The following is a 24,703-nucleotide window of genomic DNA, read 5'->3' on the forward strand; positions in this document are numbered from 1 at the left end:
TATTTTGATGTATTGTGGCCTATTAATCAAAAAAAATTGATTTAAAAGAGGGGTTTAAATGAAAGAAACAGTTATCAGCTTTAGTATGATCGCTCTGCAGTTAACAGTATTGTTTATCGGTATCTCATTTTTACTGAACTTCCTTCAATCCTACATACCTTACGAACGAATTGAAAACAAACTCAAGCAATCTCATCCTATTTTAGCAAGTGTCATCGCTTTATTTTTTGCTTTCCTTACACCATTTTGCTCATGTTCCACTATACCCGTCATTATTAATCTTCTAAAAAACAATGTCCGCTTCGGTGTAGTGATGGTTTTCTTATTTGCTTCCCCCGTACTTGACCCTACAATTCTCTCCATTATGACAGTCATTATGGGATGGAAAGTGACGATGATTTATATTCTTATTACATCGTCCCTCTCATTAATCATTGGACTGTTGCTAGAAAAGCTGGGGTGTGAACGTTATGTCAAACAAGTGATGATGAGTGGATATGAACAATCGAATAAGGCGTTTTCCTTTAAAGCTGCTTGGCTAGAGACATGGCAGTTAATGAAAACCGTTTATCCGTATTTATTAATTGGTGCGGCTATCGGAGCTGTCATACATGGTCTGGTGCCAGCTGAATTTATCAGCAACTATTTCGGCGGCGATGCTTGGTGGCTTATCCCACTTGCTGCAATAGTCGGCATCCCCTTATATATTAGACTCTCAAGTATGATTCCGCTCTCTCACATTCTTATCATGAATGGAATGGCAATCGGCCCTGTCATGGCAATGATGATCAGCTCTTCAGGTGCAAGCTTACCAGAACTTGTTTTACTAAAGTCCATATTTAAAAAGCAGCTTATTGTTGCTTTTGTCTTATCGGTGCTTAGTATGTCAACGATCTCAGGCTTTGTATTTTACTTTATATAGGAGGTGATCTTATGTGGAAAAAAATATTAAAAACACTCAACCAAAAACAGCAGCCCAAAAAATCCTCATCATGCTGCAAAATTGAAATTAAAGAAATAAATCATTCTGCACAAGCGGAAGAAAAATGAGGCTGGGACAAAAAGTTATTTAACTAAATGAAAATCCGAATAATGATAGATGTGGACATAAGCCGTTCCTGAAATAGACTTCGCTTTCCGCAGGAAGCCGGTGAGCCTCCTCGTGCTATGGCACTGCGGGGTCTCACCTTTGGCTTTTACATCCTGCAGGAGCATTCCTGTCAGATGAGTTTTAACCTATTGAAAAGAAAAGGATCCTCCGATATGATGCTTGTGTCTCAAAACAAACATTAAAAAAGGAGGATCCTCACATGAAGGATAATCGAACGAAACGAATTAATCAAGTTCAAGAAAGCACTCTTGTCATTGGAATTGATATCGCAAAGGAGAACCACTATGCCTGCGCGATTGATAGCCGCGGTCGAGAATTAGCTAAAGTGTGGAGGATTCATCAATCTAGAGAAGGCTTTATCCAGTTTGAAGAGTACATTCACATGTTAATGAACCAACATCAAAAGACAGATGTTCTGATTGGTTTTGAGGCAACCGGTCATTACTGGATGAACCTAGCTCATTTCTTAAAGGCAATTGACTTTCCATTCGTCTTAGTGAACCCACTACACGTGAAAAATTCGAAGGAAATGGATGATAACCTTCAAACAAAGAATGATGCCAAAGATGCCCGAGTCATTGCGAAATTACTTCCAAACGGCTACTTTAGTGTACCAAGAGACATGACCCCGGTAGATCATTCTTTGCGTCAAGGATCAGCCATTCGAGAACGTCTACGAAAAGACATTGGGGCAGTAAAAAATAGAATACAGCGTTGGATTGCCCTTTATTTTCCGGAATTTCGACAAGCCTTTAAGAATTTTGGAAAACAAGAACTGACGGTTCTAAAGCTTACTCCCCTTCCAGAAGATATCAAAGAAGCCTCTGCAGAGGAGTTAGTCCTCAAACAGAAAGAGGCTGGAGCTAAGTACGCGGGTAAACCTAAAATGGCGAAGCTCATTAATTTGGCCCGTCATTCGATTGGACTAACAGAAGGAGCGCAAATGGCGCGGTTAGAAATCCAAAGCTTGGTTCATCAATTAGAGCTATTAGATGCTCAACTCGAAGAAGTCACGACTCAAATGGTTGAACAGGCAAGATACTTACCGGAGTTTGAATACCTTGTTTCTGTTAAAGGAATTAGTGAAAACACGGTCAGTGAGCTGTTAGCTGAGACGGGTTCTCTTCAGAACTACGAACACCCACGCCAAATTATTAAACTAGCGGGGTTAACATTAAGAGAGAATAGCTCAGGGAACCATCAAGGAACCAAGAGAATTTCTAAGCGTGGCAGAAGAAGATTAAGGGCACTTCTTTACAAAGCCATCCTTCCGCTGATTCATAATAATGAGGCGTTCAACAGCGTGTATACCTATTATCACTCGCGCCAGTATAACCCATTGAAGAAGAAAGAAGCGATGGTCGTATTATGCAGAAAGCTCATTCAAGTGTTTCATGGACTGAGTAGGAATCAAGCAAGCTTCAATCCTGAAAGGATGTTAGCGGACCTCTCCTATATCACAGAGAGTAGAGCAGCGTAAGTGTTAAGCTTTCTTCGTTTTAACAACATATGCACAGAGACTCGGCAAGCGTAGACTTAAGACCGCCTAGGATAGGTGAGTCCATGCAGGAGTAGAAGCCGAGCTCTGCGTCAGGAAAGACCCAACGAAGGAATGTAGGCACTTGATGCCAGGAGATATGGGAGGGTACGTCCCCTGAAGCAGCAGAGATCACTCGTGCAAATACCATTTGAATTGGTAGTAGTTTACAAACTGCCAACGCCACGCGTAAGCATAACAGCCATATCCTTCTTAATCTTCCGTAATGTGTATATGGATATCGGAGTATAGTCTTAAAAAATTTTTTTTAGTAGTGTTAAAAACCAAAGAAACCCCCGTCAGATTAACTTTTCCTGAGGGAGTCTACGTCTATTTCATCCACTCATTTATCGCTTTATTCGGGATTTCGGTTACTTACTTTTATTATGTCCCAGCCTCTTTTTACAATTCAAGCACAAGCCCTGATTTTGCTAATAGAACAATCCGGTTAAACCTCTCTTCTACCTCCCGCTTTAATTGCTCATGATCCCCATGATGAGGAAGGTGGGAGAGAATGATCTTTTCTATACCTGAATTGACAGCTAACTTCGCTGCATCTTCACTGTTCATATGACCATATTGTCCTACATGATCCCCGCTGTAGCCGCTGCATTCTGTAATGACTAAGTCACATCCGTTTGCAAAATCAGCTAACCCTGCAAAATAACTAGAATCAGCGGTATAAACAATCTGTTTTCCCTCACATGTTATTTTCATCGCATAGCACGGAACAGGATGCTGCGTCTTGAAAAAGTAGAACGTGAAAGGCCCAATTTTAAGCGGTGCTCTCTCGTTATATGCTACTGATTTTACAAGATCTTTATATGCTAATTTATTGAAAGAAGCTGTATCTTCTTGATGGGCATATATCGTAAAATCCTTCTTCCGCTTTCCCATTCCCTTGTTTACAATCTGGGCATACTGAAGCGGGCCGATATCGGCGAAATGATCATGATGATAATGCGAAAGCACAACACCATTTAAATCATTAAGATCTATGTATTTTTGCACGTTGGAGACGACTCCGCTGCCACAGTCGAGTAACAGCTTTGTGCTGCCATGTTCTAGTAAATACCCAGAGGTCGCTTCGCCTCTTTCAGGATAAGCATGCCAATACCCAACGACTGTAATGTTCATCAGCACTCCTCGCTTTCTTTCTATTTATAACTCTCCGTACACAGTCTTTCCATTAATAAAGGTTTGCATCACATTAGCATGAACATTAAATGGATGATGAGACCAAATAACAAAGTCAGCATCCTTGCCTGGTTCAAGTGATCCTACACGATCGGCAATCCCTAGATGCTCTGCTGCTCTTATCATAATTGCTTTTAAGGCAGATTGCTCAGACAACCCGTTTTTCACTGCAGTATGGGCAGATGTAATAAGATGCTCAATCGTTACAACAGGATGATCCGTTGTAATCGCAAAAGGGACCCCGTGTTTCTCAAGCTCAATCAGGGTATGCCAGCCTTTATCATTCAACTCTACCTTTGTACGAGAGGTCATTGTCGGCCCAACTGAAACACGGATTGGATGATTTGAAAGATATTCTGCAATAAGATGTCCCTCTGTGCAGTGTTCTATAGTTGCCTCTACTTCAAACTCTTTTATTAAACGAAGGATGGTTACAATATCATCAGATCTATGCGCATGAATTCGGAGCGGAATTTCCTTTTTTATGACTTTAGCTAATTGCTCCATTCCAAGGTCGCGCCGTTTTAGGGTGCCTTCCTTTTGCTCCTTTACATAATCCTGAGCCTTCATCAGCTGACTGCGAAAAATTGCAGCTACACCCATACGAGTCATCGGCTCCTTCCCTTTTCCTCCATGGACTCGTTTTGGATTCTCACCAAAGGCTGCTTTCATACCTGATGGAGATTTAACGATCATCTCATCTGTGATCGTTCCAGCTGTTTTTAAGATTGACATTTCACCGCCGATGACATTCGCACTGCCAGGCATAATCTGAACAGTTGTAACTCCTGCTGCACGTGCATCTAGAAACCCTTGATCGAATGGATTTATACCGTCAATCGCTCTTACATGCGGCGTCGTTGCAGCAGATGTTTCATTAAAATCATGTCCTGCAGGCCCAATCCCTTCTTCAAATACGCCAATATGTGTATGGACATCAATTAAACCAGGAGTTATGTATTTCCCTTCCATATCAATGACTTCGGCTTCTTCAGGAAGATCAATCCTCTCTCCCGCATCTACTACTTTTCCTTTATTAACTAATAAGGCTGCCTTCTCTAATACTTCACCTGTTCCGTTTATTATCGTCGCTCCAACATATGCTTTCATGCTTAGTCACTCCTTGTTTCGGATACCGAAAAGTTTGAATACTTAAACTATACATGCTTTAGAGAATAACTTCTACCCATAAAAAAATCGACCAGCCATGTTTTGACTGATCGATTTATCGGTTGGATTTTCACGTTCGATTATTCTTCTCCAATAACCACTTCTGCAATATTCACTGCGTGGTCACCAACACGCTCTAGGTTACTTACCATATCAACATAAATAACACCAGCAGCACCTGTACATCTATTTTCATTTAAACGAATGATATGTTTCTTACGAAGGTCACGTTCCATCTTATCAATTTGTTCTTCTTTCAGTAAAACAGATTTCGCTTCTTCAATATCGTCTGTTTCTAATGCTTTAACAGCTTGTCTTAAAGTAGACAATGTCAGGTCAAACATCTCATCTAGATCAGCAACGGCTGAGTCTGAGAATTTCACTTTATTCGTAATTTGATATTCAACAAGCTCCATAATGTTCTCCATATGATCACCAATACGCTCTAGGTCACGGATCGTGTTCATTAATGTAGAGTGAGTTTTTGAATCTTCATCTGTTAGTGAATGAGAAGAGACTTGAATTAGATAATCCGTAATCTTTTTATCTAAATTGTTAATCGCATCTTCATATTGGGGAATAAGCTCTCTGTGCTTTTTCCCTTGCGTTTTAAAATACTGACCAACCTCTTCAATTCCTTTTTCAGACAGCTCTGCCATACGTAATACTTCTTTTTTCCCTTGGCCAAGAGCAATAGAAGGAGATTGCCTAATGAACCGTTCTTCTAAGTGAACTGCTTTGTATGCAATGGCTGAATCTTGTCCTGGGATTAATTTCACAACGATCCATGCTAGTACACCGATGAACGGCAGTTGAATCAATGTGTTTGAGACATTAAAAATACCATGAGCAAAAGCAATCGTCATCTCAGGATTTAGATTTAAGCTGTTTTGGAAATATTCAACGACTCTCGTAAAAGGAACTAGTAAAATCAATACTAATATCGTTCCAATTACGTTAAAAATAACATGTGTTAAGGCTGCTCGCTTTGCTGCAACTGATGCACCGATTGCTGCAAGTACAGCAGTAATCGTTGTACCAATATTATCCCCGAATAAAACAGGAAGAGCTGCATCTAAACTCAAAGCTCCTTGAGCAAACAATGTTTGTAATAAACCAATAGCAGCAGAAGAACTTTGAATAATGACTGTGAAAATCGTTCCAATTGCTACACCAAGTAATGGGTTATCACTCATACTGACCGTTAAATCAGCAAATGTTTGCAGATCGCGGACAGGCTTCATTCCATCTCCCATTAAATTCAGTCCCAAGAATAAAGCACCAAAGCCAAATAGAACTTGTCCGTAATTATTAACTTTATGATTTTTAAAGAAGAATATTAAGAATGTACCTACTGCGATGATTGGAAGTGCGTATGCCGAAATTTTAATCCCGATAATAAACGCCGTAGCTGTTGTACCAATATTCGCTCCAATAATGACCCCAATTGCTTGCTTTAAGGTCATAAAACCGGCATTAACAAGCCCGATCGTCAGTACAGTCGTCCCTGTACTTGTTTGAAGTAAAATCGTAACAAAAATACCCGCAAACACACCCATAATTGGATTTGTTGTAAAACGGTCAAGTAGATCTCTCAGGCCGTCTCCAGCGACCTTTTGAAGGCCATCCCCTAAGTACTTAATCCCGAAAAGGAAAATACCTAGTCCTCCAAAGAACATAAACAACAGTTCTTGTAAATCCATTACTACATCCCCTTTAGTTGTTGTCTGAAGTTGTCTTCAATAACTCATCCCTTGACCATAGTAAGAAACTTTTATTAAGAAGTAAACGATATTATTATTAAGATTTTGTAAAGGAATTGTAAAGGCGCTCTCTATCCTCTCATTTACAACATTCTATACCTTCTAGACTGCCCAAAAAACCTTTGAATGTTGAGCTGTTGATAACGTTCCCAGATAAAACTTTACCCTTTTATAGAAAATAATAACTTTTAAACACAACAAAAAAACCCTCAATTAGATATACTAACTGAGAGTTTTCTTTACAATTATGCAGGGTATACGCTCACTTGTTTGCGATCGCGTCCTACACGCTCGTATTTTACAACGCCGTCTACTTTCGCGAAAAGAGTATCGTCGCCGCCTTTACCAACGTTTGTACCAGGGTAAACACGTGTACCGCGTTGACGAACTAGGATAGATCCGCCTGTTACGGTTTGACCGTCAGCACGTTTAGCACCAAGACGCTTAGAACGTGAGTCACGTCCGTTCTTTGTACTACCTACCCCTTTTTTCGATGCGAAAAATTGAAGGTTCATTTTTAACATGGAATTCACCTCCTGGATATTTACTTTATTTCAATATACTCGCTGTATTCTTCAGCCATCGATTGAAGAGAGACAATCATCCCTTCAAGGAGGAGCTGGACTTTCTCATATGTGGTGTTATCCAAACCAGTTGGAACACCGCAGCGGAGAAACCCGCCTTCCTCTTCCATATGGATATCAAGCTCTACACTGCACAGGGCAGCAATCGCATTGACCGCTCCAAAAGAAACAGCTGAAGCTCCAGCGCAAACGAGGTCATGACCATGCGGACCGGAGTCAGCATGTCCACTCATCGTAAAAGAATCAATCTGTTGATTAGCATTACGTTCAATAAGAACAGTGATCATCTCTACACCTTAAGCGTTGATCTTGTCGATAACTACTTTAGTGTAAGGTTGACGATGACCTTGCTTACGACGATAGTTCTTCTTAGCCTTCATCTTGTAAACGATGATTTTCTTTTGACGACCGTGTTTTTCAACTTTAGCCGAAACAGTTGCGCCCTCTACTAAAGGAGCACCAACCTTCACATCGTTACCACCGATCATAAGTACTTTGTCAAAGCTAACAACATCACCAGCTTCAGCATCTAATTTCTCGATGTAGATTTCTTGACCTTCTTGAACCTTGATTTGTTTACCACCAGTTTCAATAATTGCGTACATACCTGCACCTCCTCATATACTCAGACTCGCCATTATAGGTAAGGGCTATGCCTTTTAAAAACCTAATCTGCGCGGTTGTAGTTGTTTGGGTGCGACCAAATAACTAACAAAAGCTATTTTATCACATAAAAATTCAGGGTGTCAATCGCAACTTTACGGTTGAACCTTTTATTTACCCTTTTTTCTGTTTTACCCGTTCAAGCTGGCTTGCTGCTTCTTCTAAATCTCCCATAAAGCGAATCGCAAAGGCTTCTTCTGGCATGTGCTTATTTGGCATAAGTAAAATCCTAAAGCCTGTCGCTTCTTCAAGCTGCTTTAATAATTCCCCTTTTGGCCCGGCCAGAACAGCAGACACGGCAGAAGGAAGTTCAATCAGAATGGCTTCATGGTCCATGCCGCGGTACTCCCATATTAGTCGTTCAATTTTATAAGCCTGTGCCTCATCTGATAAAACAGATCCCTGCTCCTTACAAGTTGGACATGCTTTTGAAAGACTTGCCTGCAAGCTTTGACGCACTTTTTTCCGCGTCATCTCAACAAGCCCAAGCCCTGTTAAGCCTACCACATTCGTCTTCGTCCGATCCTGCTTCAGCCCTCGTTTAAAAGCTTCTAACACATATTCACGATCTTCTTCTCGTTTCATATCAATAAAGTCAATAATAATAATACCTGAAGTATCCCTAAGTCTAAGCTGTCTTGCAATTTCCTTAGCTGCTTCTAGGTTGGTTTTCCGCACCGTATCTTGAAGATCCGTTTTCCCCGTGAACTTGCCGGTATTCACATCAATGACTGTTAATGCCTCCGTTTGATCAACGATGAGGTAGGCCCCGTTTTTCAGCCATATCTGCCTTCTTAATGCCTTATCTAGCTCTTTATCTATTCCAAATACCGAGAAGATATTTTCTTTGTCATGATAGAGCCTTACTTTTTCATGAACATCAGAGTAGGGAGCAAGGAGAGCTTTCAACGTCTGATAGTCATCAGCATCATCAATTACGATCTCATCAATTTGATTCAAAGAAAAATCAAGCATCATTTTCTCAATTAAACTCGAGCCCTGATGAATTAAAGCAGGAGCTCTCTTTTCTTTTCCCTCCTGCCACACACTCTCCCAGCTCGTTCGGAGAAAATGAAGATCTTGCTCGATCACCTCCGGCTTCGCATCTTCGCAAACTGTTCGGATAATCATTCCTTCGTTTTCCTTAAGAAGATCTTCTCCAATCCCGCGCAGCCGCTCTCTCTCTTCTTCTGTCCCCATTCGGCGGGACACTCCAACATACCCGCCTTCTGGCATATACACAGTGTATTTACCAGGCATTGAGACCACTCCTGATAAACGAGGTCCTTTTTGCCCGAATCCTTCCTTTGTGACTTGAACTAAAAGTTCTTGCCCTTTGGTCACAAATTCCGTAATATTTCGTTGTTTTTTCACCTCATCCGCTTCTTCTGATAAATGAAAACTTAGAAGATCATCCCGATAGAGGAACCCATTTTTTTCGCGCCCGATATCGACAAATGCTGCCTGCATGCCTGGCAGAACATTAACGACTCTGCCTATGTATACATTACCTACAATTCGATTTTCTGCAGGGCGCTCTACTAGTAACTCCACTACCTGCCCATTCTCCACTATTGCAGCGCGGCGTTCTCTTGTCGCTGTATTAAAATAGATTTTTCGATTCACAGGCCACCCTCCTTACGTCCAATTCCGTCCCTTTCATTGTACCTTATCACAGCCTTTTATGCAGTCTTTCGATTACAGGATTACACAACTAATCCAAAGAACTAATAACAGTACAACAAAGAGAAGCGGTCAGCAATCAGCCGCTTCTCTTACCTTGATGCCAGCTCAGCAAATGTTATCTGCCACTGTTTTTTTTGAATAAGGGCATCCAACACTTGTGCCTCGCAAACCGTGACCCTCTTTTTCGTCGCAGGATCAAGATAGTGAAATTCATGAATATATCCTCTATACATTTTTTTGATTCCGTCAAACAGGGAGAGCTGTCCTGATACAGCCACAGATTTGATTTTCTTTTTTGGAACCTTTTGGGTTTGAGGTCTTCCAATTAAAAATCGCATCATTCGATAATGCCTCTGCTTCCACTCCAGATAATGAACGATCATCAGAAAGCTTAATACGACCCATAAATTTAAATGAAAGGGAAATAGCGCTGCACTAAAGATCGTAACCACTCCCAACACTGCACAAGAGGCAGACCACGATCTTATTAATGCCATATGATAAGAGAAATACTTCATGTACAGCAATTGAATGAACCTTCCTCCATCAAGCGGCAAGATAGGAGCTAAATTAACGAGCAAAATGGTGAGGTTATGCCAAACAAATAATTCATGTGTAGACTGCGACCATACGTCCAGATAAAGCAGGATATAAGATAATCCAATCATCCAAACATGCTGAAGCGGCCCTGCGAGAATGACAATCAACTCTTCTTTTATCGGCCGGTTCCCGCTGTCTTCCACCTCCGCTACTCCGCCAAAAGGAAGCAGCTCAATTTTGTGAATCCTCCACTTAAACGAATGAGCTGCTATCGCATGACCCATTTCATGTATAAAGACGATCGCAAAAACGAGAAGCACTTCACGAAAATATCCAGTGATTACCCCTCCTCCAAGCACGACCCAGAAGAAGGGATTGATCTTCATTTTAGAGAGCAGATACCATAGACTACTCAAATGAAATCACATCACTGGGATCAATGTACTGATCTCCCTGTTTTAAAGCAAAGTAATAGACTCCTCTCCCTTCCTCATTAGTTGATACCGTGCCAATCTCATGGCCGGCTTGAATGTGGTCATACATATTTACATGAATGTCATTTAACAGCCCATAGATTGATTCGGTTCCATCATAATGCTGCACGACAACAGCCTTGCCAATCTCCTCATCATCGATGCCGCCTACAGTAATTACATAGCCGCCCTTTGCCGCTTCTATACTTGTATTAGCGCCTGTTTCAATATAGACGCCTCGTCCATTCTGTTCAAAGCCTTCACTAATCTGGCCGGATGCTGGTACGGCATAGACCATCTCCGCTTCCGGTTCCTCTTCATTTACGTCACCTAACGCCACATCTCTTGGCTCTGGCAATAGAGCCAGCGGCCGTCCAAATTGATTTTCATACCAATTGGCCACAGCAGCAAATTGAAATTCTTGTTCATACGAACCTTTCACAAACTGTCTGACTCCTTCAAATTGAGGAGCTCCTGTTTTAAACATGATGGCAATGATAAGAAAGATGCAGACAGAGAGCATAGCCCGGATTAAGAAATGATCTTGTCCCTTCTTTAATGGCGGAGTACTTTTAAACGATCCTGGTTCGACGTAAAAATCAGGCTCTTCTCTTGCATCCTCATGCTTATGAACGAGCATCGGAGCGGTTCTTTCTCTTTGTTTAACATTCCCCTGTATCTCTCTTCTCCTTGATTCTAAACGCTTTTTGACTTTATTCAGCTGCTTAGACATCCCTCATTCCACCTTTACCTTTAACTTGTTACAATAACTATATGACTTGTCCGTTTTTGATATGACAGAATTGGGAATAGGAAATAAGGAGGGGTCTTATGGAGAGAAAATATCTTGGAGTTGTTTTGGCTGGAGGGCAGTCACGAAGATATGGACGTCAAAAAGCCCTAGCACACTATCAGAGCAAGCCATTTTTTATGCATAGTTTAGACGCATTGAAGGACCTTACTGAAGAACAGCTCATTATCTGCCATCCTGCTATCTTAAAAGACATTAAAGCCAAGACAGAAACATCCGTTGTTCTAGATCACCCTAAATATCAAGGGTTAGGACCATTAGCCGGATTATACACAGCAATGAGCACAAAAGATGCTGAGTGGTATGTAACAGCTCCTTGTGATACACCTTATATACATACAGATGTCTATGAAAAGCTGATTAAGATCCAACAGGGAACAACTTCACAAGCCATTATTCCGATTATAGAAGGACGAAAACAGCCATTAATCGGTCTCTACCATAAAAGTCTGCAGCATACGATCAGCGAGCTGCTAGATCAAAAAATATATAAAGTAGGAGCCTTGCTAGAAGCGGCAGATACCTACTTAGCAGCTGATGCTTCATTCGACCCGGAAGCGTTTCACAATGTCAACAAACCAGAAGACTGGCCAGAAGCAAAACTAGATTAAAGGAGAGATATATGTTGAAAAAAAGAAAAATAGGAACAACAGATTTAGAAGTAAGTGAAATAGGACTTGGCTGTATGTCGCTTGGAACAGACCAAAATTATGCCACTCAAATTATCGATGCGGCTCTAGATGCTGGTATCAATTATTTTGATACAGCCGACCTTTATGATAAAGGATTAAACGAACAATTTGTCGGCAATGCCATTAAGCATCGTAGAAATGATCTGATCCTTGCAACAAAAGCTGGCAATCGGTTTGAGAGGGACAAGGAAGGCTGGGAATGGGACCCTTCTAAAAAGCATATTAAATCAGCCGTGAAAGACAGTTTAACCCGTCTGCAAACAGATTACATTGACCTCTATCAGCTTCACGGCGGAACCATTGAAGACCCGATTGACGAGACCATTGAAGCGTTTGAAGAATTGAAACAAGAAGGGGTAATTCGCCATTATGGAATTTCTTCGATTAGACCGAATGTGATTAAGGAATATGTGAAACGTTCGAATGTAGAAAGCGTGATGATGCAGTACAGCTTGCTTGACCGCCGCGCTGAGGAGTGGTTTTCTCTATTAGATGACCACCAAACCTCTGTTGTCGCAAGAGGGCCGCTCGCTAAAGGATTATTAGCCAAAAAACCTCTAAGCGCCGCAGGAGAAAAAATCCAAAAAGATGGTTATCTTGACTACACATTTGAGGAATTAAAAGTGGTTCTCGATAAACTTTCATCTCATGATGAATTCAAGCGCCCATTGTCTGAGCTTGCTTTGCATTACTGTCTGGCGCACCCTACTGTGGCCGCTGTCGTATGCGGGGCTAGCAGTATCGAACAAATTGAGGATAATGTGCGCGCAGTAGAAACAAATCCGTTAACAGAAGAGCAGGTAACATTGCTAAAATCTCTTACAAAAGCCTCTACCTATGAGCAGCATCGCAGCTAACAAAAAAAGCAAGGTTTCTGAGTTCAGAAACCTTGCTTTTATTTCTATTCATTTTCACCCGCCGCTAACTGGAGGGATAAACGCAATCACATCACCGTCTTTAAGGACTTCTGTACCTTCTGCATATTCTTCGTTTACAGCAATCATCGATTGATCAATAACATGCGCAATTCCCTCATGCTGCTCTTTTACCATTTCTTTCACTTCTTTAAGGCTTTTTCCTGAAGCATCGATTTGCATTTCTTTTGTGTTCAGACGCTCAGCTAACTCAGCAAATAATAATAACGTAATCATCATTCGTCTCCTTTAGGTGGTTTACCAGTTGGATAGGCTACTTTTTCAAGCTGATCGCCCATCCATTTTTCCCCGTCTTCCCAATGCTCCTTTTTCCAGATCGGCACAATCTCTTTAATGCGCTCAATCGCATAACGGCTTGCTTCATAGGAATCGTTACGGTGAGGAGTAGAAACTGCAATCACAACAGCTATTTCACTAATTTTAAGCTGCCCGATCCGATGAGTGATGGCCGCTCTTGTATCCGGCCACTTTTTTTTAATTTCCTCCCCAATTTGGGCAAGCTTTTTAACAGCCATTGACTCATACGCTTCATAGGCTAAATAAATCGTACGCTTTCCATGTGTAAGCTCTCGAACCGTGCCGATGAATGTATTAATCGCACCTGCATGAGGATGTTCTACTTTTTTCACAATTGCTTCTATACTAATTGGATCTCTTGTAATCTCGTATAAATTCTCCATTATTTCTTCTCCCAACGCGTTATAATCCATTCACTAATCCGTGCGGCATCATTCAAATGAAACACCGGCAAGTCCACTCTCTTTATTGGCAAGGCAGTCACAATTGCTTCTACCTGTTTTAGTGTAGCGACTAGCTTAAGATCACTCTCTTCTTTTACAATGATTAGTTTCGGGTAATCTTCTTGCTTAAACCCTTCCACAAGGACTCCATCAAGATCAAGAGTTTGATACATTGCCAGCAGTTGATCTAGTGATGGCTTTTGTTCTTGGGCCGCCTGCAATTGCAGAGCCCCATCTTCATTCATAACGAGACTTGCAGCCGCACCAGCTTGACGATGTTTCCATGAGTCTGTGCCAGAATCTAGAGATACAAGCTTGGTCGCATGTCCATGGTGCTTGATTGTCCCTATCCTCAAACCTCTTTTGGCTAGGTCAGCAATGACTTTTTCGATTAACGTTGTTTTTCCGCTGTTTTTATACCCTACCACTTGAATGATAGAATTTACTCCCACGGCCACTTGCTTCCCTCACCATCTAATAACAGCACCTCAACATCCATTCCAGTTGTAAATCCTCTTGTCCCGCCCGGCAGTACGATCAAAGCATTGGCATCACTAAGCGAGGTAACAGAACCTGATTTATCAAGACCGGTAGGAATCACGTGAAGACGCCCCTCTTTAATGCTTACCCTGCTGCGCACAAAACGTGTAAACGGGTTAGGTTTAGGAAAGTCAGCATCCAACACTGCTCGCTCTTTTTGCAGATGAGGCTTGTCATGGCTGAAGCTAGATAGAAGGATCGGACGAACAAAAAGCTCAAAGCCGACATAGCATGCCGACGGGTTGCCCGATAATCCGAACAACAGTTTATCGCCTAGCGCAGCGACCGTTGTCACACTACCTGGCCTCATCCCAACCTTATTAAATAACACCTCTGCTCCTAACTTCTTATAAATGGCAGGCAGATAATCATAATCGCCTACAGATACTCCACCAGTTGTGATTAAAAAATCAACTTGATCGATCGCATTGCTTATTGCTTCATAGCATTGATCAAAATCATCTACCAGCTTCCCAAAATAAACAGGCTCTGCTCCCGCTTTTTTTAGCTGTCCAGCTGTCATGTAGGCATTGCTGTTACGAATCTTTCCAGGTACAAGCTCATCACCCACATCAAGCAGTTCTGTTCCTGTCGCAAAGATTCCCACTTTGGGTTTCTGATACACTGGTACCTTTGCATATCCAAACGTTGCAAGCAGCGCCTTGACCCCGGGTGTGATTTTAGCTCCTTTTGAAACTAATTTAGATCCTTTGGTCGTATCTTCACCTTGCTTTGACACATTATCCCCTGCTAGAAACGAACGCTTAATTTCTATAAAATCCCGCTCAGCTTCTTTACATTCTCTTGTTAACTCAAACTGCACCACCGCATCTGCAGCAGCTGGAATTTGAGCGCCTGTCATAATCCGGATTGCTTCTCCCTTTTTTAAGGATTTGGAAGCAACCGACCCTGCCCCTATTTCTTCAATTACTTCTAAAGTGACAGGGTGTTCTCTTGTGGCAGAAATCGTATCTTCGGCACGGATGGCAAATCCATCATATGGAGATTTGTCAAAAGGCGGCACATCATGATCTGCCTTTATTTCTTCCGCTAAATAGTATCCATCACACTCATCAATGGATATCATCTTTACTCTTCCTTCTTTTATGTACTTCATCACTCGTGTAACCGCTTCAGAAACTGCGATCGGCTTTCTTCTTTCTACCAAGTGAAACACCTCGCTATCTATCTATCTTTCTATCTTTCTATCTTTCTATCTTTCTATCTTTCTATCTTTCTATCCTTCTATCAACAACACTCTCTTTTTTACACATAAGAAATTCCTTTTATTATACAAAAGAAAATAGTTTTATTAAAGCGGAATAAGGCCGCAAATCATCGTTGCGGCCTCATCTGTATCGTTACTATTAACGATCTTTTAAAATCTCTCTCATCACATGGCCAAGCTCTGGCACAATGATTCTGTCCATTGCAAGCTTCACCGCACCTGGTGATCCTGGCATTGAAAAGATGGCTTTTCCATCTCTGACACCCGCAATCGCGCGGCTTAAAATAGCTGCTGTTCCAATATCTTCGACAAAGCTTAAATAACGGAACACTTCCCCAAACCCTGGCATTTCTTTATCCAAACTGTCACGAACGGCTTCATACGTCGTATCACGCAATGCGATTCCTGTACCGCCGTTAATTAAAATGGCATCAATATCAGCACGGCTCGCTGCAATCTTTAACCAATGCTGGATTTGACTGTACTCGTCACGGACAATCTGGTATTCTGTTACACTATGTCCGCCCTCTTCTAACATTTCACGGATTAACGTTCCGCTTTTATCTGTATCATACGACTTTGTATCTGAAACTGTTAAAATCATACAACGCACTTCAGCTGGCGCTTCTTTCTTATGTTGTTCTACTGACATGTTGATTCCCCCTAAATTGACAAAAAAATAACTTTTCCATTATGATAACACAGATATCCAACAACAAAAGGCAATCCCCTCAAATGACGGGAAAGCAGGTTAAAAAGGAGCGATGAACTAGGATGAGTGAACTGACCCATTTTAATGAACAAGGACGCGCCAAAATGGTTGATATTTCTGATAAACAAGAAACAACAAGAACAGCCATTGCTCATACAAGCATTGAAGTAACAAATGAGATTCATCAAAAGATTGAGGAAGGAAAGATTGGAAAAGGTGATGTTCTCTCTGTTGCCCAAGTGGCTGGTATTATGGCGGCTAAAAACACGTCACAATGGATCCCGATGTGCCACCCGCTCTCCCTTACTGGCATCAATATCCGCTTTTCATGGGAACAGCAAGAACAAAAATGGGTGCTCAAGATTGAAGCTGAGGTGAAGACAAAAGGGAAAACGGGAGTAGAAATGGAAGCATTAACAGCTGCCAGTGCTACGGCTCTTACCGTTTATGACATGTGTAAAGCATTAGATAAAGGAATGATGATCGGTCAAACGTACTTAAGCCACAAGAGCGGCGGTAAAAATGGCGACTATCACCGCGCTTAACAGAACGAATGCCCCCAATAAAATGGGGGCATCTTTTTATCCTAATACCTTTAATGATTCTCGGTTAAATGCTGGAAGATCATCTGGCGTTCGGCTTGTGACTAAGTTACCGCCGCAAACGACTACTTCCTCATCATGCAGTTTCGCTCCTGCATTTTTCAAATCTACATGAATGGACTTGAATCCAGTCACATCTCTGTCTTTCAATACTTCTGCTGTTATGAGTAACTGCGGACCATGACAGATCGCCATAACAGGCTTGCCATCATCTACAAATGATTTAGCAAATTGAACAAAACGGTCATCACCGCGAAGGATATCAGGTGAGAAGCCTCCTGGAATGAAGAGGGCATCGAAGTCACCTGGAGAAACATCGTCAATCCCTTTATCAATTGTTACAGTTTCTTCATCATTTTTGCCTGTTACTTTATTGCCTGATTCTTTTTCAACCGTTACAATGTCATGTCCTGCTTCCTTAAAAGCATGAACTGGATCTGTGTATTCAACATCCTCAAATAAGTCTGTGACAACTACTGCAATCTTCTTACCCAACATAATCACTCCTTCTAGTTTAACTCTAGAGATAGAATACCCTTTGTTGAAGTGATTAAACATAAAGATAAGCAAGAAAAAACCACCCGAGAACAGGTGGTTTAACGAACGCCAAAAAATTGTTTAATTTTTGCAAAGAGTCCCTTTTCCTCTTCTAAAGACATTAATGGAACAGCTTCACCTAAAATTCGTCTAGCAATATTGCGGTATGCAATAGATGCTTTACTTCCAGTATGTAAGGCGATCGGTTCTCCTTTATTGGAGTATTTGATGACATCTTCATCATCTACAACGATTCCAATTAAATCAATTGCTAGAATCGAAGAAATTTCATCCACATCAAGCATTTCTCCGTTTTTCATCATATGCCCGCGGATTCTATTTACAACTAGCTTAGGAGCTTCAATCTCTTCTTGTTCTAAAAGTCCAATAATACGATCGGCATCACGAACTGCAGAAACCTCAGGAGTGGTGACAACAATTGCTTTGTCTGCTCCGGCTACTGCATTTTTAAATCCTTGTTCAATCCCTGCCGGACAATCAATTAATACATAATCGTATTCTTGTTTTAATTCGTTTACGATTTCTTTCATTTGTTCAGGTTCAACTGAAAGCTTATCTTTTGTTTGAGCTGCTGGAAGCAAATATAAACATTCAAAACGCTTGTCCTTAATTAACGCTTGCTTCAATTTACAGCGGCCTTCAACGACATCAACTAAATCATAAATGATTCGGTTTTCAAGCCCCATAACCACATCAAGGTTTCTGAGTCCGATATCAGTATCAATAAGACAAACTTTCTTACCATTAAGCGCAAGGGAAGTACCGATGTTGGCAGAGGTTGTTGTTTTTCCAACGCCACCTTTACCACTTGTAATGACTATTGCTTCTCCCATGCTCATGACCCCTTTCTATACCACGCTTCATCCATCAATAATTTGTGAATCATTCTTTTGAAGATTAGGACGCTGACGCATCAAGTCTTGAACTCTCTCAAGCTTAAAACTCTCGGCCTCGCTATCAAGATAAGCACTCGCCATTGCCACTCCTTTGTCACCCTCATCAAACTGGTGAATCTGATCGGCAATCCTGAGTTGCGTGGGACTCATAAGTGCTGCTGCAACAACTGCTTTCGTATCTCCTTCAAAACCTGCATGAGCCACTCCTTTTAGAGCACCCATTATATACACATTTCCTGTCGCCATCACAGTCCCGCTCGGGTTCACATCTCCAATTAACAACAGGTCGCCTCGGACTTTTAGAACTTGTCCGGAACGAACCATTTTCGTAAGGGTGACGACTTGTGATTCCTGCCTTAACAGCTCAGCTTCCGCTTTCGTTAATACATCTGAATGGATTTCTTCAATAGCCAGGTTTCGGCCTTCCGTTATTATGCTTGATATTTCTTCGGCTTGATCTTCTGTTAAATACCGATGTCCTACTTTCACATTGACCATCACATCAGGTTCATCTGATCCTTGGTAATGCTTTGTTGAAAGCTTTTCTTTTAGTTCCTCTAGTAAACTTTCATAGGAACAGCGGTCATCTAATAAAAAGTTCAGACCATCTTTCGTTCCTTTTATCGTAACATGTTGTTTTTTCTGCGTCATTCAACGTTCACCTCAGACACACACGCATTAAAGCCTGTCTCAAATCTATTTACTACTAAAATATCGGAAGAATCTCGCATCGATTTCTGTCGTTTCCATTCATTCGTTCGACCGTCTACTTCGACCCATTCGTTCAACCAAATTATTCAACAAGTAAGAACATGAGTAAAAAGGCTCAAATCGGTGATTGATAGTTTTATTCAACATGTAAGGGGCTAATCCCTCTTTCCTAACTAGAACTCTGTTAATATTTTTTTGTTTTTGTCGATTTAGAGCCTTAACGCTCACGAAGCCTCGAGTTATGCTGAACATGCATGCAAAGTTTCTTCACCGGATAGAGCACCAAAATGGCTAAAGCTCCGTTTAAAAGCAGGGTAGGCAAAAGCCGGTCAAACACAAAGGCTTGGCCGCCCATATCTGTAATGCCGATTAAACGAAACAATCCATATTGATAATAATCAAATAATGCCACAGCGACAAGGGCAAGAAGGATTGGCACGAGAATACTATCTTGGATCTGCTTATAAGACAAAGCAAAGACGTAACCAACAACAGCAAACCCAAACACATACACACCTAAAAGTTCGGTATACACCACATCATATATGACCCCAAAGCACAGCGCATATACTAAGCTGGTGCTTCTTCCTGTATAGATACCAATAAACACAAGCAGAACAACAAGAAATCTCGGAACCATGATGAGATCAGAACCGTATCTTTCCGGCATGAAAAATGGATATAAACTTCCTTCAATGACTAGAGCAAGCAATAAAAGTGTGGGAAGATAGGCACGGCTCACTACTGATCCTCCTCTAATATCTCTGGATCAACAGAGGTACTCGTACGCTCGATTACGTAAACATAATTTAATGAATAGTAATCTGCTGTCGGTTTAATGTAGGCATTTTGAGTCAAGCCGTATTCATCCGGCTCTACCTCAACCACTTCACCAATTAATAAACCTTCAGGGTACACTCCCCCAAGTCCAGAGGTGGTAACCATTTGCTCTTCTTCGATCTCGGCCTCAATATCGAGCTTCCGCATAATGAGGAGACCACGATCCTCGTCATAGCCTTCAATAAAGCCATTTAATGCTTGATCACCGACAATTTTCGCTGAGACTCGGTTGGTCCTGTCATTATCAGATAATAATTGCACAAATGAACTAAATTGACTTGTCCGTTTCACTTTACCAATTAAGCCGCCTTGAGAATCAACGAGCGCCATATTCGGTTCAATACCATGCTGGCTTCCGCGGTTGATGGCAATAAAATCATTCCAGCGGTCAGGATTACGGTGAATCACAACGGCTGGTCTCATTAAGTAATCACTTAAACTTTCTTCAAGGTCGATCATTTCGCGCAAGGTTTCATTCTCATCGCGAAGTAAATTACGTTCTACGGAGATTTGGGCGTATTCTTCAAGACGTGATTTGAGAAGTTTATTTTCTTCATACACGCTGCGAATATCAGATACGCTCTCAAAGAAACCCGCGACAGAATGTGCGGGTTTTGAGAACATAGACTGCACCCATCCAACCGTATCTCTCATAAACTGCTCTGGCCGTGTTGTATTCTCACGATCAGAAAGCGAATAACCAATCAGCGCCATCAAAATGATAATGCTGACAAGAAGAATAATTAATTTTTTGTTTGAGAAAAAGGATGGCATGCTAGACACCTACTTACGATTTTCTATCAGAACGAGACGTTATCCCAGCTTTTGAACGGAATAAATGTAGATTTTCAAGCGCTCTGCCTGTTCCGATGGCCACACAATCTAGCGGATTTTCAGCTACGATTACCGGCATGTTTGTTTCATCGCTTAATACGCGGTCAAGATTGCGTAATAAAGCTCCGCCGCCTGTTAGTACAATTCCGCGGTCGATAATATCAGCTGCAAGCTCAGGCGGTGATTGCTCAAGCGTATTTTTCACTGATTCTACAATCGTCGTAACTGTATCTTCAAGAGCTTTGGAAATTTCTTCTGCTGTTACAGAGATGGTCTTAGGAAGTCCTGAGACAAGATCACGTCCGCGGATATCCATATCATCTACGCCTTCTGGTGCTCCTGCTGTTCCAATTTCCATCTTTAACGTCTCAGCTGTACGTTCACCAATCATCAAATTGTATCTCTTTTTCACATACTGAATGATTGCATCATCCATCTCATCACCAGCCACACGGATTGATTGGCTCGTAACAATTCCGCCAAGTGAAATAATGGCTACTTCAGTTGTACCTCCGCCAATATCAACAACCATGCTCCCGGTCGGCTCCCATACAGGAAGATCTGCCCCAATCGCTGCTGCAAACGGCTCTTCAAGTGTATAAGCCTCTTTTGCACCCGCTTGTTTGGTTGCATCTTCTACCGCGCGTTTCTCAACCGCTGTAATCCCTGTTGGTACACAAACCATCACTGAAGGCTTACGAGTGAAAACTGAACGATTCTTAACTGTTTGGCGAATAAAATACTTAATCATTGTAGCTGTTGTATCAAAATCTGCGATAACGCCGTCTTTCATCGGACGCACAGCCACAATATTTCCTGGAGTACGGCCAATCATATTCTTTGCATCATTTCCTACTGCTTCAATTGAACCTGTATCTGTACGTAATGCAACCACTGACGGCTCACGCACTACGATGCCTTTCCCTTTAACATAAACAAGTGTATTAGCTGTTCCTAAATCAATTCCAATATCTTTTGAAAACCCACCAAACATCTATGTATCTCCCTTCAGACTGATCTGAAATCATAACCTTTATTATATCGAACATTTCTCAAAAAAAATAGCCTTAAGTTCCCCGACACAAAATTTCCACCTTTTGTTTCATTTTAAAATAATGTGAAACACGTGAACTTCTACCAAAAGGGCTATCTCCCCTTGATGAGACCCTTTACTACCTATGATCTATTTCTAAATGATATGGCCCTGCTCTTTTAAACTAATGAATTTGCGATCGCCGATAATGACGTGATCTAATAATTCGACACCTAATACCTTGCCTGCTTCATTCAGCCGCTTAGTCACTTCTATATCTTCAAGGCTTGGAGTGGGGTCGCCTGAAGGATGATTATGCAAACAAATGATTGAGGCAGCAGAGCGTCTTAACGCTTCTTTAAACACTTCTCTAGGGTGTACAATACTCGCGTTCAGGCTGCCAATGAATAAGGTATGACGATGAATCACGCGGTTTTTCGTATTCAGATAGAGAGCGATAAAATGCTCTTGCGTTAGAAATCGCATATCTTCCATGACGAAATTGGACACATCCTCAGGAGAACGTATCACATATTTTTCTTCAGTCGGGACTGCGTGGATCCGTCTGCCGAGCTCCATCACTGCTTGGATTTCTACTGCTTTCGCTGTTCCAATTCCATTTATATGACATAATTCTTCGATCGTCGCTGTCCGCAATAAAGTCAGTCCGTCAAACGAATCTAACATTTTGCCGGCAAGCTGCAGAGCAGACTCTTTTTTTGTCCCATTTCGAAGAAGGATCGCGAGAAGCTCTTGATTGGTTAATACATTGGCGCCTTCTTTAAGCATTCTCTCTCTTGGTCTTTGATGGGTAGGAAGATCTCTAATGAGGAGGGTGGGCAGCGTCATGGCTTTCTCCTTTCGGTATAGAAGAGTATGGGGTTGTCAAAGGTCAGTTCAGTTCGTTTATTAATTAATATTAGGGTATATATTGAAGTGCTTGAGTTCTCTCATCGTTTTCGCTAAAGGCAGACCGACAACTGTATTGTAGTCTCCTGAAATCGAATGCACTAAATAGGCACCGAATCCTTGGATTCCATATCCTCCTGCTTTATCAAAGGGTTCACCTGTTTCGATATATTGATCGATATCTTCTTCAGATAATGGATAAAAATGAACAACGGTTTCTTCAAAAAACGTCGTCACTTCTCCCTTTTCACAAATAGCTACACCTGTCAGAACGGAATGATCACGGTCAGATAAGGAAGTGAGCATCGCTTTTGCATCCTTGGCGTCACTAGGCTTACCTAAAATCTGATCATTACACACTACGACCGTATCCGAACCTAACACAACCACATCAGGATGATTCTGTGCCACAGCTTCAGCTTTTTTACGTGCGAGTTCACAAACAACTTCACTTGGGGTTAACTGGGGATTTACGGTTTCATCTACATCACTTGTTTGAATGGAAAATGTATAACGAGCCTGCTTAAGAAGCTCTTTGCGCCTTGGGGAACCGGAGGCTAAAATAAAGGGTTTCATGAAGGGTCACCTCAACAATGTTTTTCTTCATTGTACAAGGTTATGTACAGAATACCAAATAATCCTAATAACCACAATCGAATTCAGAACATTCAAACGAAAAAGCCTGAAAAAGAAGATAAAGTCTTCTTTTCAGGCTTAATGATCTTAATAAAATTCTACCACCTGCTCGTATGCCAGTAATACACGCAGCAACGACTGTTGAGCCTTCCATAATTCTTTTTGGTCGTTTGAATTCATAAAACCAGCGAGATGTCCTAGTGATGAATCAAGCTCGGTACCAAGCAGCAATGTCGAAGCTTGCGCCGCCTCAGGAATTTCTGCAAGAGCCTCTTCTCTACCTTCATGAAGAGTCGTCAGCTCTTTTGTAACAGCTTGAATGTCCGCATCTGAAATACCAGAGCCTTTTGCAAGGCTGTTTGTCGTGAGGGTCAGCATGCTGTTAAAGATAGATAAGGCATCGGTATACCATGCCGCTGAATTCTCACTAGCAGCAGCTAACCCTTCTCCGCTGACTTGATAAGATTTTAAATACGTTTCTTTACCTTCGTTTTCTAGAATGGCAGCAAGCGACGTCGTATCTCCTCTGTCAGCCCCTAGTCCGACAAACAAATAAAGAGGATCCGTCGTATCTGTTAACACAGCAGCTAGTCCGCTGTTTTGAAACACTGACACCATTTCTTGCCCCTTTTCAACGGTGGAGAATGCTCCTCCTTGAATCACTTCTACACTTAAAGAGGGCAACCCGCCGTCTATCGCTTGGAAAGTAGGTGCTGCCTCAGGACTCGCTTGTTGAATGGGCTCACTTACCGCTGCATTTTCCCCTCCCCCTGTAAAGACATTTAACACAACGACTCCGAAACTAACCCCGACAATAATGGCAGATAAAATAATGGCTATAGGTATGAGTGAAAATGATTTCAGCGAAGAAAAATTAGGCAGCGAGGGAAGTGAAAACGTAAACGAACGCTGTGATTTCTTTTTTCGGTTGACCGGAAGCTTCGGTCCGCTTTCACGGTTTCCATCATCCCAAAAAGGACCTTTCCCCTTCTCTCGCTCTGTTTGCCGCTCGGTAAAATCGATCACATTATCAGGCTTTGGTATCGGTGCATCCTCTAGCTCTGCTTCATACCGTTCATCCCGAGCCGCCGTAATTTCTTCCTTTGCTTCACTAAACACTCGGTCTTGGCTTTTGTATTCTTGTTCTTCTTCATGTAGATCATATTCATGTTCTTTGTATTCTTGTTCTTTGTTGTTCAAGCGAATTGATATGGTGCGCTTGTCCCTCTCCATACAGCACCTGCTCCTTTCAACATGTTCTTACTCCTAGTCTATTAACGGAGGTGAAATGATAGAACGAGA

The 24,703-nt window shown here is 41.7% G+C and carries 29 protein-coding genes and 1 other annotated feature; of the genes, 5 read left to right on the plus strand and 24 right to left on the minus strand.

Going from position 1 to position 24,703, the window contains the following annotated elements:
- Nucleotides 1-58 precede the first annotated feature (58 nt).
- Both BPOF4_RS14210 and BPOF4_RS14215 read left to right on the plus strand, forming a co-directional pair.
- Complete coding sequence (locus BPOF4_RS14210) at nt 59-922, plus strand: permease (RefSeq protein ID WP_012959884.1); 864 nt, start codon at nt 59-61, stop codon at nt 920-922.
- A 388-nt stretch (nt 923-1,310) separates the two neighbouring features.
- The gene (locus tag BPOF4_RS14215) at nt 1,311-2,591 is read left to right on the plus strand and encodes an IS110 family RNA-guided transposase (protein ID WP_012958121.1); all 1,281 of its coding nucleotides are present in this window, start codon (nt 1,311-1,313) and stop codon (nt 2,589-2,591) included.
- A 459-nt stretch (nt 2,592-3,050) separates the two neighbouring features.
- Here BPOF4_RS14215 and BPOF4_RS14220 read toward each other — a convergent pair whose 3' ends face one another.
- From BPOF4_RS14220 to BPOF4_RS14260, 9 genes are all read right to left on the minus strand, one after another.
- Nucleotides 3,051-3,785 (minus strand): MBL fold metallo-hydrolase, encoded by a 735-nt coding sequence (locus BPOF4_RS14220; protein WP_012959886.1) that lies wholly within the window; start codon nt 3,783-3,785, stop codon nt 3,051-3,053.
- A 24-nt stretch (nt 3,786-3,809) separates the two neighbouring features.
- The gene (locus tag BPOF4_RS14225) at nt 3,810-4,955 is read right to left on the minus strand and encodes an amidohydrolase (protein ID WP_012959887.1); all 1,146 of its coding nucleotides are present in this window, start codon (nt 4,953-4,955) and stop codon (nt 3,810-3,812) included.
- A 140-nt stretch (nt 4,956-5,095) separates the two neighbouring features.
- Entirely contained in the window at nt 5,096-6,718 is a 1,623-nt protein-coding gene (locus BPOF4_RS14230; RefSeq protein WP_012959888.1) for a Na/Pi cotransporter family protein, read from the minus strand.
- Between the two features lie 305 nt (nt 6,719-7,023).
- Nucleotides 7,024-7,302 carry a 50S ribosomal protein L27 gene (gene rpmA, locus BPOF4_RS14235; RefSeq protein ID WP_012959889.1) on the minus strand — a complete coding sequence of 93 codons (279 nt, stop codon included), beginning with the start codon at nt 7,300-7,302 and terminating at the stop codon, nt 7,024-7,026.
- A 20-nt stretch (nt 7,303-7,322) separates the two neighbouring features.
- Nucleotides 7,323-7,649, minus strand: coding sequence for a ribosomal-processing cysteine protease Prp (locus tag BPOF4_RS14240; RefSeq protein ID WP_012959890.1), 327 nt, complete (start codon nt 7,647-7,649; stop codon nt 7,323-7,325).
- Between the two features lie 9 nt (nt 7,650-7,658).
- Nucleotides 7,659-7,967, minus strand: a complete 309-nt coding sequence (rplU, locus tag BPOF4_RS14245; RefSeq protein WP_012959891.1) for a 50S ribosomal protein L21 — start codon at nt 7,965-7,967, stop codon at nt 7,659-7,661.
- A gap of 12 nt (nt 7,968-7,979) precedes the next feature.
- Nucleotides 7,980-8,054 (minus strand) — a sequence feature (ribosomal protein L21 leader region).
- Between the two features lie 85 nt (nt 8,055-8,139).
- On the minus strand, nt 8,140-9,651 hold the full coding sequence (locus BPOF4_RS14250) for an Rne/Rng family ribonuclease (protein WP_012959892.1): 1,512 nt from the start codon (nt 9,649-9,651) through the stop codon (nt 8,140-8,142).
- A gap of 149 nt (nt 9,652-9,800) precedes the next feature.
- On the minus strand, nt 9,801-10,667 hold the full coding sequence (locus BPOF4_RS14255) for a M50 family metallopeptidase (RefSeq protein WP_012959893.1): 867 nt from the start codon (nt 10,665-10,667) through the stop codon (nt 9,801-9,803).
- The gene (locus BPOF4_RS14260; RefSeq protein ID WP_012959894.1) at nt 10,660-11,457 is read right to left on the minus strand and encodes a M23 family metallopeptidase; all 798 of its coding nucleotides are present in this window, start codon (nt 11,455-11,457) and stop codon (nt 10,660-10,662) included. The genes BPOF4_RS14255 and BPOF4_RS14260 overlap by 8 nt, the downstream gene beginning before the upstream one ends.
- Nucleotides 11,458-11,555: 98 nt before the next feature.
- Between BPOF4_RS14260 and mobA the strand changes: the two genes are divergently transcribed.
- A complete protein-coding gene (mobA, locus tag BPOF4_RS14265; protein WP_012959895.1) occupies nt 11,556-12,146 on the plus strand; it encodes a molybdenum cofactor guanylyltransferase in 591 nt (196 codons plus the stop codon).
- A 14-nt stretch (nt 12,147-12,160) separates the two neighbouring features.
- Nucleotides 12,161-13,084, plus strand: coding sequence for an aldo/keto reductase (locus BPOF4_RS14270; RefSeq protein ID WP_012959896.1), 924 nt, complete (start codon nt 12,161-12,163; stop codon nt 13,082-13,084).
- A 54-nt stretch (nt 13,085-13,138) separates the two neighbouring features.
- On the opposite strand, the gene moaD is transcribed toward BPOF4_RS14270, so the two are convergent.
- The 5 genes from moaD to BPOF4_RS14295 all read right to left on the minus strand — a co-directional run bounded on the left by moaD (nt 13,139) and on the right by BPOF4_RS14295 (nt 16,322).
- On the minus strand, nt 13,139-13,381 hold the full coding sequence (gene moaD, locus BPOF4_RS14275) for a molybdopterin converting factor subunit 1 (protein WP_238446468.1): 243 nt from the start codon (nt 13,379-13,381) through the stop codon (nt 13,139-13,141).
- A complete protein-coding gene (locus BPOF4_RS14280) occupies nt 13,378-13,842 on the minus strand; it encodes a molybdenum cofactor biosynthesis protein MoaE (RefSeq protein WP_012959898.1) in 465 nt (154 codons plus the stop codon). The genes moaD and BPOF4_RS14280 overlap by 4 nt, the downstream gene beginning before the upstream one ends.
- Entirely contained in the window at nt 13,842-14,354 is a 513-nt protein-coding gene (gene mobB / locus BPOF4_RS14285; RefSeq protein WP_012959899.1) for a molybdopterin-guanine dinucleotide biosynthesis protein B, read from the minus strand. Before mobB ends, BPOF4_RS14280 begins: the two co-directional genes overlap by 1 nt.
- Nucleotides 14,345-15,610, minus strand: a complete 1,266-nt coding sequence (locus tag BPOF4_RS14290) for a molybdopterin molybdotransferase MoeA (protein WP_012959900.1) — start codon at nt 15,608-15,610, stop codon at nt 14,345-14,347. The genes mobB and BPOF4_RS14290 overlap by 10 nt, the downstream gene beginning before the upstream one ends.
- 199 nt (nt 15,611-15,809) lie before the next feature.
- Nucleotides 15,810-16,322, minus strand: a complete 513-nt coding sequence (locus tag BPOF4_RS14295) for a MogA/MoaB family molybdenum cofactor biosynthesis protein (protein ID WP_012959901.1) — start codon at nt 16,320-16,322, stop codon at nt 15,810-15,812.
- A gap of 122 nt (nt 16,323-16,444) precedes the next feature.
- On the opposite strand from BPOF4_RS14295, the gene moaC reads away from it, so the two are divergent.
- Nucleotides 16,445-16,927: a cyclic pyranopterin monophosphate synthase MoaC gene (gene moaC / locus BPOF4_RS14300; RefSeq protein WP_012959902.1), complete on the plus strand. Its 483-nt coding sequence runs from the start codon at nt 16,445-16,447 to the stop codon at nt 16,925-16,927.
- 36 nt (nt 16,928-16,963) lie between these two features.
- Here the strand turns inward: moaC and BPOF4_RS14305 are convergent, their stop codons facing one another.
- The 10 genes from BPOF4_RS14305 to BPOF4_RS14345 all read right to left on the minus strand — a co-directional run bounded on the left by BPOF4_RS14305 (nt 16,964) and on the right by BPOF4_RS14345 (nt 24,634).
- On the minus strand, nt 16,964-17,479 hold the full coding sequence (locus tag BPOF4_RS14305; protein ID WP_012959903.1) for a type 1 glutamine amidotransferase domain-containing protein: 516 nt from the start codon (nt 17,477-17,479) through the stop codon (nt 16,964-16,966).
- Nucleotides 17,480-17,580: 101 nt separating this feature from the next.
- A complete protein-coding gene (gene minD, locus BPOF4_RS14310) occupies nt 17,581-18,375 on the minus strand; it encodes a septum site-determining protein MinD (protein ID WP_012959904.1) in 795 nt (264 codons plus the stop codon).
- A 27-nt stretch (nt 18,376-18,402) separates the two neighbouring features.
- On the minus strand, nt 18,403-19,089 hold the full coding sequence (minC, locus tag BPOF4_RS14315) for a septum site-determining protein MinC (RefSeq protein ID WP_012959905.1): 687 nt from the start codon (nt 19,087-19,089) through the stop codon (nt 18,403-18,405).
- Entirely contained in the window at nt 19,086-19,226 is a 141-nt protein-coding gene (locus BPOF4_RS22260; RefSeq protein ID WP_158305574.1) for a hypothetical protein, read from the minus strand. The genes minC and BPOF4_RS22260 overlap by 4 nt, the downstream gene beginning before the upstream one ends.
- A gap of 140 nt (nt 19,227-19,366) precedes the next feature.
- Nucleotides 19,367-19,891, minus strand: a complete 525-nt coding sequence (gene mreD, locus BPOF4_RS14320; RefSeq protein ID WP_012959906.1) for a rod shape-determining protein MreD — start codon at nt 19,889-19,891, stop codon at nt 19,367-19,369.
- Nucleotides 19,891-20,763 (minus strand): rod shape-determining protein MreC, encoded by an 873-nt coding sequence (gene mreC, locus BPOF4_RS14325; RefSeq protein ID WP_012959907.1) that lies wholly within the window; start codon nt 20,761-20,763, stop codon nt 19,891-19,893. Before mreC ends, mreD begins: the two co-directional genes overlap by 1 nt.
- A 13-nt stretch (nt 20,764-20,776) precedes the next feature.
- A complete protein-coding gene (locus BPOF4_RS14330; protein WP_012959908.1) occupies nt 20,777-21,817 on the minus strand; it encodes a rod shape-determining protein in 1,041 nt (346 codons plus the stop codon).
- 195 nt (nt 21,818-22,012) lie between these two features.
- The gene (gene radC, locus BPOF4_RS14335; protein WP_012959909.1) at nt 22,013-22,705 is read right to left on the minus strand and encodes a RadC family protein; all 693 of its coding nucleotides are present in this window, start codon (nt 22,703-22,705) and stop codon (nt 22,013-22,015) included.
- Nucleotides 22,706-22,765: 60 nt separating this feature from the next.
- Nucleotides 22,766-23,341, minus strand: a complete 576-nt coding sequence (locus tag BPOF4_RS14340; protein WP_012959910.1) for a Maf family protein — start codon at nt 23,339-23,341, stop codon at nt 22,766-22,768.
- A 147-nt stretch (nt 23,342-23,488) separates the two neighbouring features.
- Nucleotides 23,489-24,634, minus strand: coding sequence for a hypothetical protein (locus tag BPOF4_RS14345; RefSeq protein ID WP_012959911.1), 1,146 nt, complete (start codon nt 24,632-24,634; stop codon nt 23,489-23,491).
- Nucleotides 24,635-24,703: the final 69 nt, after the last annotated feature.

The organism is Alkalihalophilus pseudofirmus OF4 (genome assembly GCF_000005825.2).
Taxonomy (GTDB): Bacteria; Bacillota; Bacilli; order Bacillales; family Bacillaceae_D; genus Alkalihalophilus; species Alkalihalophilus pseudofirmus.